This window comes from Lysinibacillus sp. NPDC092081, from assembly GCF_044755845.1.
GTDB lineage: Bacteria > Bacillota > Bacilli > Bacillales_A > Planococcaceae > Lysinibacillus.
The window spans coordinates 27,869-44,742 of the sequence record NZ_JBIVRU010000009.1 but is presented as its reverse complement, the minus strand read 5'-3'; the positions used below and the strand labels follow the sequence as shown (position 1 = coordinate 44,742).

The following is a 16,874-nucleotide window of genomic DNA, read 5'->3' as shown; positions in this document are numbered from 1 at the left end:
TGTTTCGGAGGAAATATTTTGGAAAAGAAACGTCAAAAAGAGAATCAAACGAATATAGTGTCGTTCATTCCAACAGGCGACTATTATTATAAAAAATCAATACAAGCAATGAATAGCGGACAAATGAATAAAGCCTATAAATATTTACAGCGAGCAGTTGATTTAAGCCCTGATGATCCAATGATTTTATTGCAATTAGCGATAATAGAGTTAGAGGGTCAACGTTTCGAGGAAGCGTATGATCTTCTTCGTCGTGCCTATCAGATAGATAAAGACAATCCAGAAATTATTTTTTACATGGCAGAGGTATCAGGATGTATCGGCATCATACATGATGCTAAACGCTTTGCAGAGCAATATTTACAAATAGAGCCAGAGGGTGCCTATGCAGATGAAGCTGCTGAGATATTAGAGTTTGTTGATTTTGAGCAGGATGATTTTGAGGAGCTTGAAGGTTCTGCTGAAGATTTATATCGCCAGGAACAAGCAAGACGTTGTATGGAAAAGGGAGATTTCCCTGAAGCTATTAAAATGCTAGAAGACTTAATTGAAGATACACCAGATTTTTGGTCAGCTTATAACAACTTAGCCCTTGCCTATTTTTATGTTGGTGAAGCAGAACAGGCGAAGGCTCTTCTAAACACTGTATTACGTGAAAATAAGGGGAATTTACATGCACTATGTAATTTAACGGTTATCGCATACTATGAAAAAAATGAAGAAGATTTAAAGGATCTTTTAGAAGTACTTGTGAAAATCCAGCCATACTTATGGGAACATCGCTACAAGCTGGGTGCAACATTAGCGCTCGTTGGACAATATGATGTAGCATTTAAATGGTTGCGTAGCATGCAAAAAAGAGGCTATGTAGGCGATGCTGGTTTTTACTTTTGGTTATCACATGCAGCTTATTTTTCAGGACATGAAGAAATTTCAAAGAGTACATGGGAGCAGCTACTTGAGCTAGATCCCGATAAAGAAGGCTTTGAACCTTGGCGTCAAGAAGAAAACACGTATTCACTTGATGCATTAGAACATGACCGTGATTATATTGTAGATAAGCTGGAGAGCGATTATACAAGTGAACGCATATTTGGTTTATTTTTACTAAGTTGTACAGCGCATAAACAGGAAATTATCGCACATCCCAAATGGGTAGACGTTGAACAATTCAATGCGTATGAAAAGCTATTCCTAGCTTATGCACTAGGACATCAATTTGATATGAAAAACAAAGTAGAGGCAAGCTTTATACGAGCAGTAAGTGTGCCAGAAATATTACTAGAACAGTATGGAAAGCTTACGACATTAATTGCACCAATGTTCCAAATGTGGTTTGTGCTTTGTGAGCAAGCATTGATGAACAATTATCGTTTTACAAATCCAGCGGCTATTGCAGGAGCAAATGATTATTTATTCCGTTCTTCCCGAATGCTCAAGGTTACAAAAAAGGAGATAGCTCAGCAATACGGAGTATCAGTGTCTACTTTATCGAAGTATATTGAAGAAATTTTAAAGTTTTTACCAGACACTCATAATTAGACCGTGAGCAACATAGTTGAATAACTTTTTACTTTCACATACGATGAACATACTAAAGTTATTATAAAAAAGTAAAAAATCTGTTTAGGGGGAAGTATTTATGTCAGAAGAAAAAATTTATGATGTTGTAATAATTGGTGCAGGTCCGGCTGGTATGACTGCAGCTGTTTATACATCACGTGCCAACCTTTCAACTTTAATGATTGAACGTGGGATCCCTGGCGGACAAATGGCAAGTACAGAAGAAGTAGAAAACTATCCAGGATTTGATACAATTTTAGGGCCTGAGCTGTCTACAAAAATGTTCGATCATGCTAAGAAATTTGGTGCAGAATATGCGTATGGCGATGTAACTGAAATTATTGATAGTGAGGAATATAAAACAATAAAATCAGGTACTAAAGAATATAAAACACGAGCAATCATTATTTCTACAGGTGCAGAGTATAAAAAAATGGGCGTGCCTGGCGAAAAAGAACTTGGAGGCCGTGGTGTCAGCTATTGTGCAGTATGTGATGGTGCATTCTTCAAGCAAAAAAACCTTGTTGTCGTAGGTGGCGGGGATTCTGCTGTTGAAGAAGGCGTTTATTTAACTCGCTTTGCTGATAAAGTAACAATTGTGCACCGTCGTGATAAATTACGTGCACAAAAAATTCTCCAAGATCGTGCCTTTGCTAACGAAAAAATTGATTTCATTTGGAATGCAACAGTCAAAGAAATTAATGAGGCTAATGGTAAAGTTGGAAGTGTAACATTACAATCAACTATAGACGGTACAGAATCTGATTTTGCTACTGATGGCGTATTTGTATACATTGGTATGCTTCCGTTAACAAAACCATTTGAGCCACTAGGTATTTTAAATGATGCTGGTTATATTTTGACAAATGATACTATGGAAACAACAGTACCAGGAATCTTCGCAGCTGGGGATGTACGTGAAAAATCACTTCGTCAAATCGTTACAGCGACAGGCGACGGAAGTATTGCAGCACAAGCAGTACAGCACTATGTGGAAGAATTATTAGAAAAAATTAATGCTTAAAGATTAAAAAAGTAAGCCGGTTTTGAAAGTACATGTGCAAAGGGAGTCTAATCTCAGTGTGATGTGCAGTCAAGTATGCCCAAGATTTATTGTTTTAAGGAAAAAAATACAATTTTAATACGGTCTTAATATAGTTGTAACTTGAATGACATATAAAAGGTGTAATATATAAATTGTAATTAGCAATCCCCCTTTTATTTTGTTGAGTAGGTTGTTTCCACCAAATAAGGTGGAGCAACCTATTTTTTGTGAACAGAAATTTTGATTTTTTATGGCAGAGTTTCATATGTTTGAGTAGAGGTTAAAAAAGCATGTTTCCTAGATGATCGATGAAGTTAAAATTGCAATGCGCCTAAAGTTTAGAAATGAGGACAAACCTTGTTTGGTCTTGCTATAATAAAAGGTAGAATGCAAAAGAGATTAGAGGTGTGCCTATGCAAAGAATTGCAAATTTAATAGCCGTAAAAGACGGTCAAGTATTATTACTTCAGAAGCCAAGACGTGGCTGGTACGTAGCTCCTGGCGGTAAAATGGAGAGCGGTGAGTCGATTTATGAGGCTGCTGTACGTGAGTTTCAAGAAGAAACAAATGTCACACCAATAAATGCTCATTTAAAGGGTGTTTATACGATGATTATTAAAGAAAATAATGAGGTAGTGGACGAATGGATGCTTTATACATTTGTTGCAAAGGATATAGAAGGAGTACCGTTTAAAGAAACTAGAGAAGGCAAACTTGCATGGCACCCAGTAGAGGATTTGAAACATTTGCCAATGGCTGAAGGTGATCGAACAAACTTACAATTTGCTATCTCGCAATCAGGCATTCAGTACGGTACATTCGAATACACAACTGATTTTGAATTACTTCATGAGAAAATACAAATATCAATCGAACAATAAAGGAGCTGGATGACAGTGGTGGTTGAAGGCCCAAAAGGTACACATGAATTGGTTATTATTACAGGAATGTCTGGAGCTGGGAAAACAGTAGCTATTCAGAGCTTTGAGGATTTAGGGTATTACTGTATTGATAATTTACCACCAGCGTTACTCACAACATTTTTAACCCTACTAAGGGATTCGGGTAAAAATATTACACGTATAGCAGCTGTCATGGATATGCGTGGTGGCGACTTTTTTGCTTCTCTTATTGGCGCCCTCGATCATATACTTAAAGAAGGCGATATAGTTGCACGAATTTTATTTTTAGATGCAGATGATGCAGCTTTAGTTAGACGTTATAAAGAAACAAGACGTGCACATCCATTAGCTGTAAATGGTTTGCCATTAGATGGCATTAAACAAGAACGTAAGCTTTTATCAGAAGTAAAGGGTCGCGCTAAATTTGTCTATAATACATCTAATATGAAGCCTAAAGAGCTACGTGAAAAAATAGCTAAAGAATTTGCCAGTGATGCTGACAATATTTTCTCAGTGAATATTTTGTCTTTTGGATTTAAGCATGGTATGCCGATTGATGCCGACTTAGTATTTGATGTCCGTTTTTTAAAAAACCCATATTATGTAGAAGAGCTACGCCATATAACGGGGTTACAAACTGAGGTATCTTCTTATGTTCTGGCACTTGAAGATACGCAAACTCTCATTCAAAAACTAACGGATTTGTTTGAATTTATGATTCCGCTCTATAGACAAGAGGGCAAATCACAACTTGTCATTGCTTTTGGATGTACTGGCGGGCAGCATCGTTCGGTAACATTAGCAGAGTATTTTGGTGCATATTTAGCTGGAAAGGAAAATACGGTTATTACGCATCGTGACATCAATCGTAGAAAGGATTGAGTGAATGGGAAAGAAGCGAACAAAGCTTGTTGTAATTGGTGGTGGTACAGGGCTTTCTACATTATTACGAGGGCTTAAGCACCACCCATTTGATATTACTGCAATTGTGACAGTAGCAGATGATGGTGGTTCTTCAGGACGTTTACGAGATGACTATGATATTCCACCACCTGGTGATGTCCGCAATGTGATTGCGGCGTTATCGGATGTTGAACCGCTTGTAGAGCAAATGTTTCAATATCGATTTTCAGCATCGGAAGATTTACGTGGTCATTCATTGGGGAATTTAATGCTGACTGCTTTAACAGATATTACTGGGGACTTTAACCATGCTATTAGTGAAATGGGCAAAGTATTAAAGGTTCATGGCCGTGTCATACCAGCAGCTAATAAAAAGATAAATTTACATGCAGAGCTTGAGGACGGTTCAATCATTGAAGGTGAATCTAAAATTCCTATGGCTAAAGAACGAATTAGTCGAGTTTTTTTAGTGCCTGAAAATGTGAAACCGTTACCAGAAGCTATTCGAGCAATCAATCGTGCTGACTATATTTTAATTGGTCCAGGAAGTTTATATACAAGCATTATTCCAAACCTTCTTGTAAAAGAAATTGGGGAAGCTGTTGTTAAGGCTAGAGGGAGAAAAATTTACGTATGTAATTTAATGACTCAAAAAGGTGAAACCATATCCTATACAGCAGGTGATCATGTTAAAGCTTTATACAAGCATGTTGGAGACTCCTTCATTGATTCCATTTTAGTGAATAATGTAAAACTCCCTCATCCTGTAAAAGAGCTTTATATGGAAGAGTATGCTGAGCCAGTAACATTTGACGTTGCAAAGCTCGAAAGTATGGGATTAGAGGTTATTAAACGGGATATTGCCACGATTCGCCCAGATGGGACGGTTCGTCATAATGCGGCAAACGTTGCAAAATGGCTTGTAGATTACGCGAATATCTATGAACAAGAAGTTAGTGAATTATAAAGCACTTATTGTATATGATAAGATGGACATATACATAGAAGAACAAAAGGTTGAAAGGAGGGCGTGATATGTCTTTTGCTTCTGAAACGAAAAAGGAATTAACTCAAATAGAAGCGGACAATCATTGTATGAAAGCAGAAGTATCTGCCCTAATTCGTATGAATGGTTCATTATCCTTTGCTAATAAACAGTTAAGCTTAGACGTACAAACTGAAAACGCTGCAATCGCAAGAAGGCTTTATACGATTATGAAAAAGCTGTATCCGTATAATGTAGAGTTACTTGTTAGAAAAAAGATGCGTTTGAAAAAAAATAACGTATACATTTGCCGTGTAAGAGAGGGTGCGCGAGAGCTACTAATTGATTTAGAAATCATCTCAGACGACTTTCAATTTAATCATACTATTTCTCGGGAGCTCATTAAAAAGAGTGGTCAAAAAAGAGCGTATTTACGAGGCGCATTTTTAGCGGGTGGCTCTGTCAACAATCCAGAAACATCAGCCTACCATTTAGAAATTTATTCATTATATAAAGAGCATGGCGAGGCTTTAATGGATTTGATGAATGAATTTGAGCTAAATGCAAAAACAATTGAACGAAAAAAAGGCTTTGTTACTTATTTAAAAGAAGCGGAAAAAATTTCTGATTTCCTTAATATTGTTGGAGCTCATCAAGCAATGATGAAGTTCGAAGACGTTCGGATATTGCGAGACATGAGAAATAGTGTTAATCGCATTGTTAACTGTGAAACAGCGAACTTAAATAAAACAATAGGTGCAGCATTACGTCAGGTAGAGAATATCCGATTTATTGAAAATGCAATAGGACTAGATCAATTGCCTGAAAAACTTCGTGAAATTGCACGATTACGAGTAGAATATCAAGATGTAACGCTAAAAGAACTTGGCGAAATGGTATCAAGTGGGACGGTTAGTAAATCAGGTGTCAATCATCGATTACGGAAAATCGATGAGATTGCCGATGCATTAAGAAGCGGAGAAAAAATTGGTGGTTGAATTTTCATACTTTTCAGGTATGAATGTGATGTTAAACTTTCAGCGGGTGTCACGGAATCGGAAAGGAGTTCTTTGTGAACACAAAGCCGATTCCGGACGCAATTATGCCGAGGTAAAATTGATTAGCGTATTGTTCTTTTGCTAGTAAGTAAGGTAAGATAAAAATAATAGATGAACGGTAGTAAAGGAGAGTTTTAAGAATGACCGAGAGAAGAGTCCATGTAAAATTAAAATTAGGACTACAAGCTAGACAAGCAGCGCTATTTGTACAAGAAGCCAATCGTTTTAGCGCAGATATCTTTCTTGAGAAAGAAGAGAAAAAAGTAAATGCTAAGTCCATTATGGGTGTTATGAGCTTAGCCATTGCAAAAGGAACTGAGGTCGTACTTAGTGGCGATGGCAACGATGCTGAGCAAGCGGTTACAGCATTAGCAGCACTAATCGAAAAAGAAGATTAAAAAACTTATAATGCAAAGACTGTCCAAACAGTAAAACTTATGTTGGGCAGTTTTTTTGCGCTTTTGCACAGAAAATAGGTCCTGTCATTTAATTTAAAATAATAGCGAACGCCCGCGCTTCAATGATCGAAGCGACGGAAAGAAGAGCAGCCGACGGAAAGAAGTGTCAGAACGACGGAAAGAAAGGCCAGAGCGACGGAAAGAAGAGCTGCCGACGGAAAGAAGAGTCAGAGCGACGGAAAGAAGTGTCAGAACGACGGAAAGAAAGGCCAGAGCGACGGAAAGAAGAGTCAGAGCGATGGAAAGAAGAGTCAGAGCGATGGAAAGAAAGGTCAGAGCGACGGAAAGAAGAGCTGCCGAAGGAAAGAAAGGCCAGAGCGACGGAAAGAAGAGTCAGAGCGACGGAAAGAAGTGTCAGAGCGACGGAAAGAAGAGCAGCCGACGGAAAGAAAGGTCAGAGCGATGGAAAGAAAGGCCAGAGCGACGGAAAGAAGAGCAGCCGACGGAAAGAAGAGTCAGAGCGACGGAAAGAAGAGTCAGAGCGACGGAAAGAAGAGTCAGAGCGATGGAAAGAAAGGCCAGAGCGACGGAAAGAAGAGTCAGAGCGACGGAAAGAAGAGTCAGAGCGACGGAAAGAAGAGTCAGAGCGATGGAAAGAAAGGCTAGAGCGACGGATAGAAACGTCAAAATGATGGATAGAAAAGCCAAAGTCGTGGATAGAACAACCAAAGTGAAGGATAGCCCCATCAAACCATACATAAATTTGAAGTCGAACAAAAAAAGGCATCTCAGAAATAAATCTGGGATGCCTTTAATCTTTTTATTTACGATCCATAATTTGGTCGATTAAGCCGTATTCTTTTGCACGCTCAGCAGTCATGAAGTTATCGCGGTCTGTATCTCTTGCAATGACTTCAAGTGGTTGACCAGTGCGTTCTGATAAAATACCATTTAATTTTTCACGTAAGAATAAAATACGTTTTGCAGCGATTTCAATTTCAGTTGCCTGACCTTGTGCACCGCCAAGAGGTTGGTGAATCATTACTTCAGCATTTGGTAATGCGAAACGTTTACCAGGTTCACCAGCAGCAAGTAGGAAAGCACCCATAGATGCTGCCATTCCAATACAAATTGTTTGTACTTGTGGCTTGATAATTTGCATTGTGTCATAAATTGCCATACCAGCAGTGATAGATCCACCTGGTGAGTTAATGTAAAGAAAGATATCTTTTTCTGGATCTTCTGCTTGTAGGAATAGAAGTTGAGCAACAATTGAGTTAGCAACGTTGTCGTCAATTGCGCTTCCTAATAGGATAATACGGTCTTTAAGTAGTCGTGAATAGATGTCATACGCACGTTCACCGCGACTTGTTTGTTCAATAACTGTAGGAATTAAATTCATGTTAAATCCTCCTTAGAAAACTAAATTCGAATACTTTTGCTGAAAACTTCCATTGTATTTCAGCTGTATTCTTATCATACACATTATAGTCAGGGAAGGTCAAATATTAACCCTGTTAAAGTGAAATAAATTAAAATAATTTTATCTTGGCTTAATTGTAGCTGTCGCATCGCTTTCGCTCAGATAAACAATGTTGGACACGCAGGTGCTTTCTTAGGATGTGAAATTCTTAGCCTGAGTGCCTTTATTTCAGTAGGTGTTTTTACACTTACTGGATGAAGATAAAAAAAATTTAAATGTTTTGCATTCTATAGTTGAATTATGGGCAATACGTTTGTATAATTGGTAAGGTCACATAAGTTAAAGTACAGTACACTATTTTGTCAGGTATGCTTCAAATGAGGGTTATCTACATCATGCTTTTCGTAAAGCCTAGGGTGAGTACTTTTTTTTTGTGTTCAATTGCCCTCGTGGTGTAATGGATAACACGTAAGATTCCGGTTCTTGCACTGGGGGTTCGATTCCCTCCGAGGGCGCCATTTTACTGATTATTTGATATACTGTTATAACTCAATTCTCCTAATAAGTAGTTTAGCAGCCTGCTTAGTGGGGAAAAGAGAGGGTAAATAATGGGAATGTTTCCTAGTAGGCATTATTCCCGCATTTGTTCCTTTCAAATCTTTTAAAAAGCAACAACTCCAAATTATTTTTTAGTGAACATACCGTACGTGAAGACTAGTGATACTAGTCGAAAAAAAGAATCCTATCTGAGGGGATTCTTTTTTTTTTGCAAAAAAATACATCTAACTTTAGCATCGATTGTGAATGTATAAATATTCATAATTGGTGCTATTTTCATTTTTTAATACCGCTTTATTCTAGATAATCCAAATGGAATAAATTTTTATGAAAAAACAATTACTTTTATGCAAAATGTTATTGTCTAAAAAGAATAATGTTACTATAATTGACCTAATAGTCTAAAATTTCCGAATTGGTAGAAATATTAATTGTGTTTCGGGAAATATTGAAATAGGGGGAGTAGCTATGAAAAGAAGTTTATCTATGTTACTGGTAGTTGTAGCAGCATTTGTACTAGTTCTAGCTGGGTGTGGTGCAAAAGACAAGACATCGTCAGGTAACGTGCCATCCGAAGATGGAAATAGTAAGAAAGTTTATAAAGTAGGAACAGAAGCGACATTTGCACCATTCGAATCGCTTGACGATAAAGGAAATATTGTAGGATTAGATTTCGATATTTTGCAGGCGATTGCAGATGAAATGGGCTTTGAAGTAGAGTGGCAAAATATTGGCTGGGAGCCTGTCTTCCAAACTATTAAAAATGGGGAAACAGATATTGGTGCAGCAGGAATCTCTATTAATAAAAAGCGTAAAGAAACGTTTGACTTTACAGAGCCATATTATGAATCTCAATTATTAATCGTTGTAAAAGAAGATTCCAAGATTAAATCATTAGCTGATTTAAAGGATAAAAAGATTTCAGTACAAATTAATGCTACAGGTCATGAAGCTGCGAAAAAGCTACAAGGTGATTCAAGTCCAAATATTATGGCGTTTGAAAATCAGCCGGTTGCTATCAAAGAAATGCTAAATGGTAACGTGGATGCTACGATTGGTGATAATGCGGTAGTTTATGAATATATCAAAGCTCATCCAACAGAGAAGCTTAAAGTAATCGAAGATGATGCATTTGAAAAAGAATACTATGGATTTATGGTTCAGAAGGGGAATACTGAACTTTTAAACAAATTAAATGAAGGTCTGAAAAAAATTAAAGAGAACGGTAAATATAAAGAAATTACAGGTAAAGACCTTAAGTAATAAACGTCTACATGATGGGGCTGTCCTAAAAGAAATAAAGAAATTCTATATATTGATATAAGGTAAAAATCCGTGTAGACTCCTACGTGAAAAAGAGGGCGAAACGTAGCAGAGAGGGTTGTAAAACTGATTTTGCGACAGGAGCATACTGAAGCGGATTTTTACTATTTACAAATATGCTAGATTTCTGATGAAGGACTTTTTAGGCAACTCCTCATTTAATTTTTAAAAGGGGAAGTGGGGTTTTCGGATGGACATCTTTGACTTACGCTGGGACATAGTCTGGAACTACCGAGATATGTTTATACGTGGTATTGGTGTGACGCTAATTTTAACACTTAGTGGTTATTTTGGCGGAATCCTTTTAGGGCTATTTTTAGGACTTGGAAAATTATCAACTAGAAAATGGGTTTATTGGCCATGTAAACTATATGTAGATTTATTCCGTGGTACACCGATGCTCGTACAAATTTTATTAATTCACTTAGCGTTGATACCGACCATTTTTGGACATTCATTAGGCTATATGGTTTCAGGGATTACTGCGCTTATTTTAAACTGTGCGGCATATAATGCAGAAATTTTCCGCGCGGGTATTCAAAGTATTGCTAAAGGGCAAATGGAGGCAGCTCGTTCTCTTGGCTTAACACATAACCAAGCGATGCGAAAAGTTATTTTGCCACAAGCTTTTAGACGTATGATTCCGCCGTTAGGTAATGAATTTATTGCTTTATTAAAAGACTCATCTTTAGTAACTGTTATTGCGGCACCGGATATTTTATATGCAAGTAAGATCGTGGCCGGAGCTAGCTACCGTTTTTGGGAACCATATATAGTTGCAGCGTTACTCTATTTAATTTTAACGTATGGAGTAACAAAGATTGTAGCGTTTGTCGAAAAACGACTTAGTAATAGCTATGTCCCTCGTAAGGCAGAAGGGCGGGAAGCACGATGATTAAAATTGAGAATTTACACAAATATTTTGGCAAACTAGAAGTGTTAAAGGGCATTGATTATGAAATACAGGAAAAGCAAGTTGTCTGTGTTATAGGTCCATCAGGCTCAGGTAAAAGTACGTTTTTACGTTGCATCAATATGCTAGAAGAAGTAACAGATGGTGCAATTTATATCGAGAATGTGAAGATTAACGAGCCAAAAACAAATATTAATGCTATTCGTGCAGAAGTAGGCATGGTGTTTCAACAATTTAATTTATTCCCGCATATGACAGTCATAGATAATGTCACGATGGCTCCAATGCAAATCCGAAAAATGAGTAGGACAGAAGCAGAATCACTTGGACATGAGCTGCTGAAAAAAGTCGGTCTTGATAGTAAGGCTTATAACTATCCTGAGCAGCTTTCAGGTGGTCAGCAACAACGCGTTGCCATTGCCCGTGCTTTAGCGATGAAACCAAAAGCTATTTTATTTGATGAGCCTACTTCGGCACTAGACCCCGAAATGGTAAAAGAAGTTTTAGATGTAATGAAAAATTTAGCGGCTGAAGGTATGACCATGATAGTAGTAACACATGAAATGGGCTTTGCCCGTGAAGTTGGAGATCGTGTTGTCTTTATGGATGGTGGCTATATTGTCGAAGAGGGAACTCCTCAGGATATTTTTAGTAATCCACAAAATGAACGAACAAAAGCATTTTTAGGAAAAGTTTTATAGTTCATTAAATAAGAGCAGTCCCTTGTGATATTGCACCACATATGGGACTGCTCTTGTTTTTTATCATTAATGAAGGGGATTTGTTGTAGTGCCGTATGCATTAAGCATCGTTTGCATATCTTGTTGAGAAAATTGAGGTACTTGATAATAGCCATGCATATTTTGGTAAATAGATAATTCGTATGCCATTTCAATGCAGTTGGGAATACTATCTGCAACAACACGTCGGACAACAGGGTTTGTAGTTTCTGTTGCTGAAGCAGTCATACCTTTTGCCACACCTTTTTGAGCGCCAAGTAAGAAGCCAGAAATAGCTTCATCATTGAGCTCATTAGCATTTTGCATCGGCTTTTTAGGTTGGCCAGGTTTTATTCCATATTTAAAATTATTTCCTGTCTCCATTTGATAGCGACCTGTAGGAACAGATGGATCATGACCTGTGTTATAAGATTCCACAATAGTGTTATACATACCTAATGTGAAATTATATTGACGATCCAAAATGCTAAGCAACTCTGTGTCCTTAACCTGTGGACGTAAAACAATGGATTGATTCATACAAGCAATGATTGCACCGATTGTTTCATGCAAGTCCATTTGCTCATGTCCACCATGATTTGGGCTTTGTTGTTGGTTGAATGATGTTTGATTTGATGATTCGTTTTGAAACGATTGTGTCAAAAAAAGCGCCTCCTAAATATCATAGTTTGTTACAGTATTAAGTATGGCACGTTAGAAAAATTTCATACGGTATTAATGCACTTGCATATATGTAGAATAGAGATGTTTTTTTGCTGCACATTAGTGGTAAGAATAATGAAAGGCTTATCACCAAAATGTGGATGATAGCTAAAAGAAAGCGAAGGAGGTTTTAAAATTGAAAAAAATATTTGGACCTATAGGAATTATCGTTATTATTTTAGTTGTATTGGCCTTACTATTTATTCCAAAATACAATAGCCTTGTAACGGCCGAGGAAAGCGTTGATTCGAAATGGGCTCAGGTTGAAAATCAGCTACAGCGTCGCTACGATTTGATTCCGAACTTGGTAGAATCAGTAAAAGGATATGCCAACCATGAGAAAGAAGTGATCGCTAGCATTACAGAGGCACGAGCGCAAATGGGAAGTGCACATAGTCCAAAGGAACAGGCGGTTGCCAATGATGCATTGACCGGAGCACTTAGTCGATTGCTAGTAGTCGTAGAAAACTATCCGAATTTAAAGGCAGATGCAAATTTCCGTCAATTAATGGATGAATTAGCTGGGACAGAAAATCGCTTAGCTGTTGCTCGAGAAGACTACAACAATGAAGTGCAGGCTTTTAATAAAACGGTCAAACGTTTCCCAGGCAATTTAATTGCAGGGATGTTTGGTTTTGAGCAGAAAGAATACTTTAAAGCAGCTGCGGGTGCTGAAAAGGCACCATCTATAGATTTTGGCAGTTCAGGTAAACAATAATGAAACGGTTGATAATCCAACTTGCTATTGTTGGTATCATGTTTATTTTATCTATAAGAATGGCAGATGCCTCAATGCCGACACCGATGAAAAATACGTATATTCATGATTTTGCTAATGTTTTATCTTCATCTATGAAAGAAGAGCTCAATCATTATTCAGAGCAGCTAGACAAAGGTACAGGAGCCGAAATTATGGTCGTAACCATAGATAATATTAACGGAGAAGAACCAAAAATGTATGCAACAAAAATGATTCGTTCATGGGGCATTGGCGATGCAAAAAAAAATAATGGTGTTTTAATTTTGGCAACGTTTGGGCAGGGCGATGGCAATAATGATGTCGTCATTGCTGTAGGTCAAGGTCTCGAAGGAGCATTACCTGATGGCAAGTTGGGGCGCATTTTGGATTCAGCGTTTTATCCAAATGCAAGAGCTGGAGAGATTGATAAGGCATTTAAAGCTACGTACGCTGAAGTATTTCAAACTGTCGCGCAAGAGTACAATTGGGATGGAGAGATGCCTAAGAATACAGCTGACAATGAAAAAATGCCAACGTGGATGATTATTTTAATCGCTATTATCGTACTTATTGTTTATACATTTATTTCTAATGGTAGAGGAGGCGGGCCTCGTTCTGGTGGACGTGGCGGACGTGGCGGTTTTCCAGGCGGTTTCGGAGGTGGCGGCTCTAAGGGCGGTGGCTTTGGAGGATTCGGAGGCGGCTCATCTGCTGGTGGAGGAGCAAGTCGGAAATTTTAACTTCTTTCCGAATCAAGATGCAATTATTCTGATTTAAAAAGTGAACTCATTGCAGTTCACTTTTTTTATTGGTTTAAAAGGTAATTATGTTAAAATATTATCAATAATTGACAATAAGGGTAAAATTGCTATAATTTAATTATATCGACAAACGATATAACATGTACTGATATAAGGAGGAATTATTTTGAAAAGAAGGTTTTTGTCAGCATCATTAGCGGTTATTTTAACGACATCTGCGGTCATTCCAGTATCTATGCAGGAAGTGCGCGCTGCCAATGAAACTAGTAGTCAAGTAGAAGTAAAAGAGGAACGTCTATCTGCTAAGGAGTTTCTAAATTTAACTGTAACAGCTCTAACATTCCAACATGGATCAGAGACAATGCGTCAGCAAATCATTGATCAGTGGGTAAAAGGCGAAGAATTAAAAGATTTAAGTGTCCATATTAAACGTGATGAAGCGGCACGTATTTTAGTAAGAGCTTTAAATAAAGAGGAAAAAGAGGCAACACTTGCTGAGTATCAAGAAAAAGCAAATAAGCTGGGTTTATTTAACGGTCTGTCAAATAGTGAAACGATTTCTAAACAAGATGCAGTCAAAATATTAAACAATGCTAAAAATGTGAAAAATGGTGTAAGCAATAATGAAGGCGTGAAAGAAATTTCCGTCGAAGATTTTATGAAAAATCCAGGAAACGTCGGCTATGAACTTTCACCAGATGGCAATTACATTACTTATACTGCAGCATGGGAAAATCGTTCAAACGTTTTCGTAAAAAAAATGAATGACGATAGCGAGCCAGTACGTGTATCTAATTCAAAGGATCGTGATATTGGGGGATTCTTCTGGAAAGATAATAATTTACTATATGTAAAGGATAAAGGTGGCGATGAAAACTTCCACATTTATTCAACAACATTTAATGGTAATGAGGAAAAGGATTTAACACCTTATCCGAATGTAACAGTAGGGTTATTAAGTAGCTTAAAAGGCGTTAAAGACGAAATCCTTATTATGATGAATAAAGAAGATGCAAAAGTCTTTGATGTCTACAAGCTTAACCTAAAGACTGGTGAAACTACACATGTTGCGAAAAACCCAGGTAACATTACTAGCTGGATAGCAGATCGTGATGGAAATGTACGTATGGCAGTTGCTTCAGATGGTGTAGTAGGCACTGTTCTATATCGAGATTCAGAGAAAGATGAATTCAAGCCATTTATTGAAATGGAAGAAGGGGATGAAGTAACGCCACTTGCTTTCACTAAAGACAATAAACATATTTTGGCGAAGTCTAATAAAGGAAGAGACAAAGTAGAAGTAGTTAAATATGATTTAGAAGGTAAAGAAGAAGTAATTATGTCCAACTCAGAAGTGGATGTATCGGGTGTATTATATAGTTCTGAGAAAGATAAAGTATTGTACGGTGCATATGTATCAGATAAGACACATTATCAATTCTTTGACGAGGACTTTGAAAAACTATTCCGTAAAATTCAAAACAAATTAGGTGTTCATGAAAGTGAATTAGGTATTAATGATTACAACAAAGAAATGACAAAATTCATTGTCAGCGTTTCTAGTGACACTGTTTACGGAAAATATTATTACTACGATTCAACAACAGATGAAATGACAGAATTGGCGACGTTAAGCCCTTGGTTAAAACAAGAGGAGCTTGCAGAAATGCATCCAATTTCATATAAGAGTCGTGACGGCTTAACGATTAACGGTTATTTAACATTACCGAAAAACAAAGAGGCTAAAAATCTGCCACTTATCGTCAATCCACACGGTGGTCCATGGTACCGCGATGCGTGGGGCTTTAACCCAGAGGTACAGTTACTAGCAAACCGCGGTTATGCAGTACTACAGGTGAATTTCCGTACTTCAACTGGCTATGGAAAAGAGTTTTTAGAGGCTGGTTATAAACAATGGGGTCTAAAAATCCAAGATGATATTACAGATGGCGTACAATGGGCAATCGACCAAGGTATTGCAGACCCTAAACGCATCGGAATTTACGGTGCATCCTTTGGAGGTTATGCAACTTTAGCTGGTATCACTTACACACCGGATTTATATGCAGCAGCAGTTGATTATGTAGGTGTATCAAATATCTTTACGTTATTAAATACAATTCCTCCATATTGGGAAACATTGCGCAATATGTGGTATGAGCGTGTAGGCGATCCAGAGAAGGATAAAGAACTATTAACAGCCGTTTCACCTGTCTTCCATGTGGATAAAATTAAAACACCGTTATTTGTAGCTCAAGGTGCAAATGATCCACGTGTAAACAAAGCTGAATCTGATCAAATCGTTGAAGCATTACGTGCTAGAGGCGTTGATGTGGAATACATGCTGAAGGACAATGAAGGCCATGGTTTCCATAATGAAGAAAACAGCATTGAATTCTATAATGCAATGCTAAAATTCTTAGATAGCCATCTAAAAAAATAATATGAAAGAAGACTGTGCAGGAAGTATCTTGCACAGTTTTTTCTAGCTAGAGGCCTAATAGAATAATCCATGCACCCTAGAACTTTGCTGTTTTAGGGATAGGACTAATCAGTTGTGGCTTTTGTAAGGGGGCATTACACACAATCTTGCTATAATAGCTCTTAAGGGAGGTGCTGTAATTGAACGTGAAATTTTTTAGTCGAGATAATTGTGGACTTTGTGTAGAGGGACTGCATACATTAAAGCTAGTACAGGAAGATATAGATTTCGATATTGAAATTATTAATATTGAAGAAGATGAGAGCATACATGAAAAGTATATGTTAATGATTCCGGTAGTGGAAAAGGATGGGCAAGTGATACAATACGGCAATTTGGATTACGCAACACTTATGGAGCATTTGTGTAGCGAATAACA

Annotated in this window: 17 protein-coding genes and 1 tRNA gene; 16 read left to right on the top strand and 2 right to left on the bottom strand. The window is 37.5% G+C overall.

From position 1 onward, the window contains the following. Positions 1-18: 18 nt before the first annotated feature. From ACIQLB_RS14360 to ACIQLB_RS14325, 8 genes are all read left to right on the top strand, one after another. Entirely contained in the window at positions 19-1,542 is a 1,524-nt protein-coding gene (locus ACIQLB_RS14360) for a tetratricopeptide repeat protein (RefSeq protein ID WP_400726845.1), read from the top strand. Positions 1,543-1,642: 100 nt separating this feature from the next. Next, the gene (trxB, locus tag ACIQLB_RS14355; RefSeq protein WP_400726842.1) at positions 1,643-2,587 is read left to right on the top strand and encodes a thioredoxin-disulfide reductase; all 945 of its coding nucleotides are present in this window, start codon (positions 1,643-1,645) and stop codon (positions 2,585-2,587) included. Positions 2,588-3,021: 434 nt separating this feature from the next. After that, positions 3,022-3,489, top strand: a complete 468-nt coding sequence (locus tag ACIQLB_RS14350) for an 8-oxo-dGTP diphosphatase (protein ID WP_400726839.1) — start codon at positions 3,022-3,024, stop codon at positions 3,487-3,489. Positions 3,490-3,498: 9 nt separating this feature from the next. Then, positions 3,499-4,392 (top strand): RNase adapter RapZ, encoded by an 894-nt coding sequence (gene rapZ, locus ACIQLB_RS14345; RefSeq protein WP_400726836.1) that lies wholly within the window; start codon positions 3,499-3,501, stop codon positions 4,390-4,392. Between the two features lie 4 nt (positions 4,393-4,396). Next, a complete protein-coding gene (locus ACIQLB_RS14340; RefSeq protein ID WP_400726833.1) occupies positions 4,397-5,380 on the top strand; it encodes a gluconeogenesis factor YvcK family protein in 984 nt (327 codons plus the stop codon). Positions 5,381-5,448: 68 nt separating this feature from the next. Then, positions 5,449-6,396, top strand: a complete 948-nt coding sequence (gene whiA / locus ACIQLB_RS14335) for a DNA-binding protein WhiA (protein ID WP_400726830.1) — start codon at positions 5,449-5,451, stop codon at positions 6,394-6,396. A gap of 200 nt (positions 6,397-6,596) precedes the next feature. After that, positions 6,597-6,854 carry an HPr family phosphocarrier protein gene (locus ACIQLB_RS14330; protein WP_400726827.1) on the top strand — a complete coding sequence of 86 codons (258 nt, stop codon included), beginning with the start codon at positions 6,597-6,599 and terminating at the stop codon, positions 6,852-6,854. A gap of 462 nt (positions 6,855-7,316) precedes the next feature. Next, complete coding sequence (locus ACIQLB_RS14325) at positions 7,317-7,520, top strand: hypothetical protein (RefSeq protein ID WP_400726824.1); 204 nt, start codon at positions 7,317-7,319, stop codon at positions 7,518-7,520. Positions 7,521-7,674: 154 nt separating this feature from the next. Here ACIQLB_RS14325 and clpP read toward each other — a convergent pair whose 3' ends face one another. Next, positions 7,675-8,256, bottom strand: a complete 582-nt coding sequence (gene clpP, locus ACIQLB_RS14320) for an ATP-dependent Clp endopeptidase proteolytic subunit ClpP (protein WP_370048401.1) — start codon at positions 8,254-8,256, stop codon at positions 7,675-7,677. 464 nt (positions 8,257-8,720) lie between these two features. Here clpP and ACIQLB_RS14315 point away from each other — a divergent pair. From ACIQLB_RS14315 to ACIQLB_RS14300, 4 genes are all read left to right on the top strand, one after another. Continuing rightward, positions 8,721-8,795, top strand: a tRNA-Arg gene (locus ACIQLB_RS14315). 508 nt (positions 8,796-9,303) lie between these two features. Further along, on the top strand, positions 9,304-10,098 hold the full coding sequence (locus tag ACIQLB_RS14310) for a basic amino acid ABC transporter substrate-binding protein (RefSeq protein WP_400726821.1): 795 nt from the start codon (positions 9,304-9,306) through the stop codon (positions 10,096-10,098). A gap of 250 nt (positions 10,099-10,348) precedes the next feature. Further along, positions 10,349-11,053 carry an amino acid ABC transporter permease gene (locus ACIQLB_RS14305; protein ID WP_400726818.1) on the top strand — a complete coding sequence of 235 codons (705 nt, stop codon included), beginning with the start codon at positions 10,349-10,351 and terminating at the stop codon, positions 11,051-11,053. Then, positions 11,050-11,772, top strand: coding sequence for an amino acid ABC transporter ATP-binding protein (locus tag ACIQLB_RS14300; RefSeq protein WP_400726816.1), 723 nt, complete (start codon positions 11,050-11,052; stop codon positions 11,770-11,772). The genes ACIQLB_RS14305 and ACIQLB_RS14300 overlap by 4 nt, the downstream gene beginning before the upstream one ends. Before the next feature lie 66 nt (positions 11,773-11,838). On the opposite strand, the gene ACIQLB_RS14295 is transcribed toward ACIQLB_RS14300, so the two are convergent. After that, a complete protein-coding gene (locus ACIQLB_RS14295) occupies positions 11,839-12,453 on the bottom strand; it encodes a spore coat protein (protein WP_400726813.1) in 615 nt (204 codons plus the stop codon). A gap of 196 nt (positions 12,454-12,649) precedes the next feature. On the opposite strand from ACIQLB_RS14295, the gene ACIQLB_RS14290 reads away from it, so the two are divergent. From ACIQLB_RS14290 to ACIQLB_RS14275, 4 genes are all read left to right on the top strand, one after another. After that, the gene (locus ACIQLB_RS14290) at positions 12,650-13,231 is read left to right on the top strand and encodes a LemA family protein (protein ID WP_400726810.1); all 582 of its coding nucleotides are present in this window, start codon (positions 12,650-12,652) and stop codon (positions 13,229-13,231) included. Beyond that, positions 13,231-13,992: a TPM domain-containing protein gene (locus tag ACIQLB_RS14285; protein WP_400726807.1), complete on the top strand. Its 762-nt coding sequence runs from the start codon at positions 13,231-13,233 to the stop codon at positions 13,990-13,992. The genes ACIQLB_RS14290 and ACIQLB_RS14285 overlap by 1 nt, the downstream gene beginning before the upstream one ends. A gap of 187 nt (positions 13,993-14,179) precedes the next feature. After that, positions 14,180-16,456, top strand: coding sequence for a S9 family peptidase (locus ACIQLB_RS14280; RefSeq protein WP_400726804.1), 2,277 nt, complete (start codon positions 14,180-14,182; stop codon positions 16,454-16,456). 179 nt (positions 16,457-16,635) lie between these two features. After that, complete coding sequence (locus ACIQLB_RS14275; RefSeq protein WP_400726801.1) at positions 16,636-16,872, top strand: glutaredoxin family protein; 237 nt, start codon at positions 16,636-16,638, stop codon at positions 16,870-16,872. Positions 16,873-16,874: the final 2 nt, after the last annotated feature.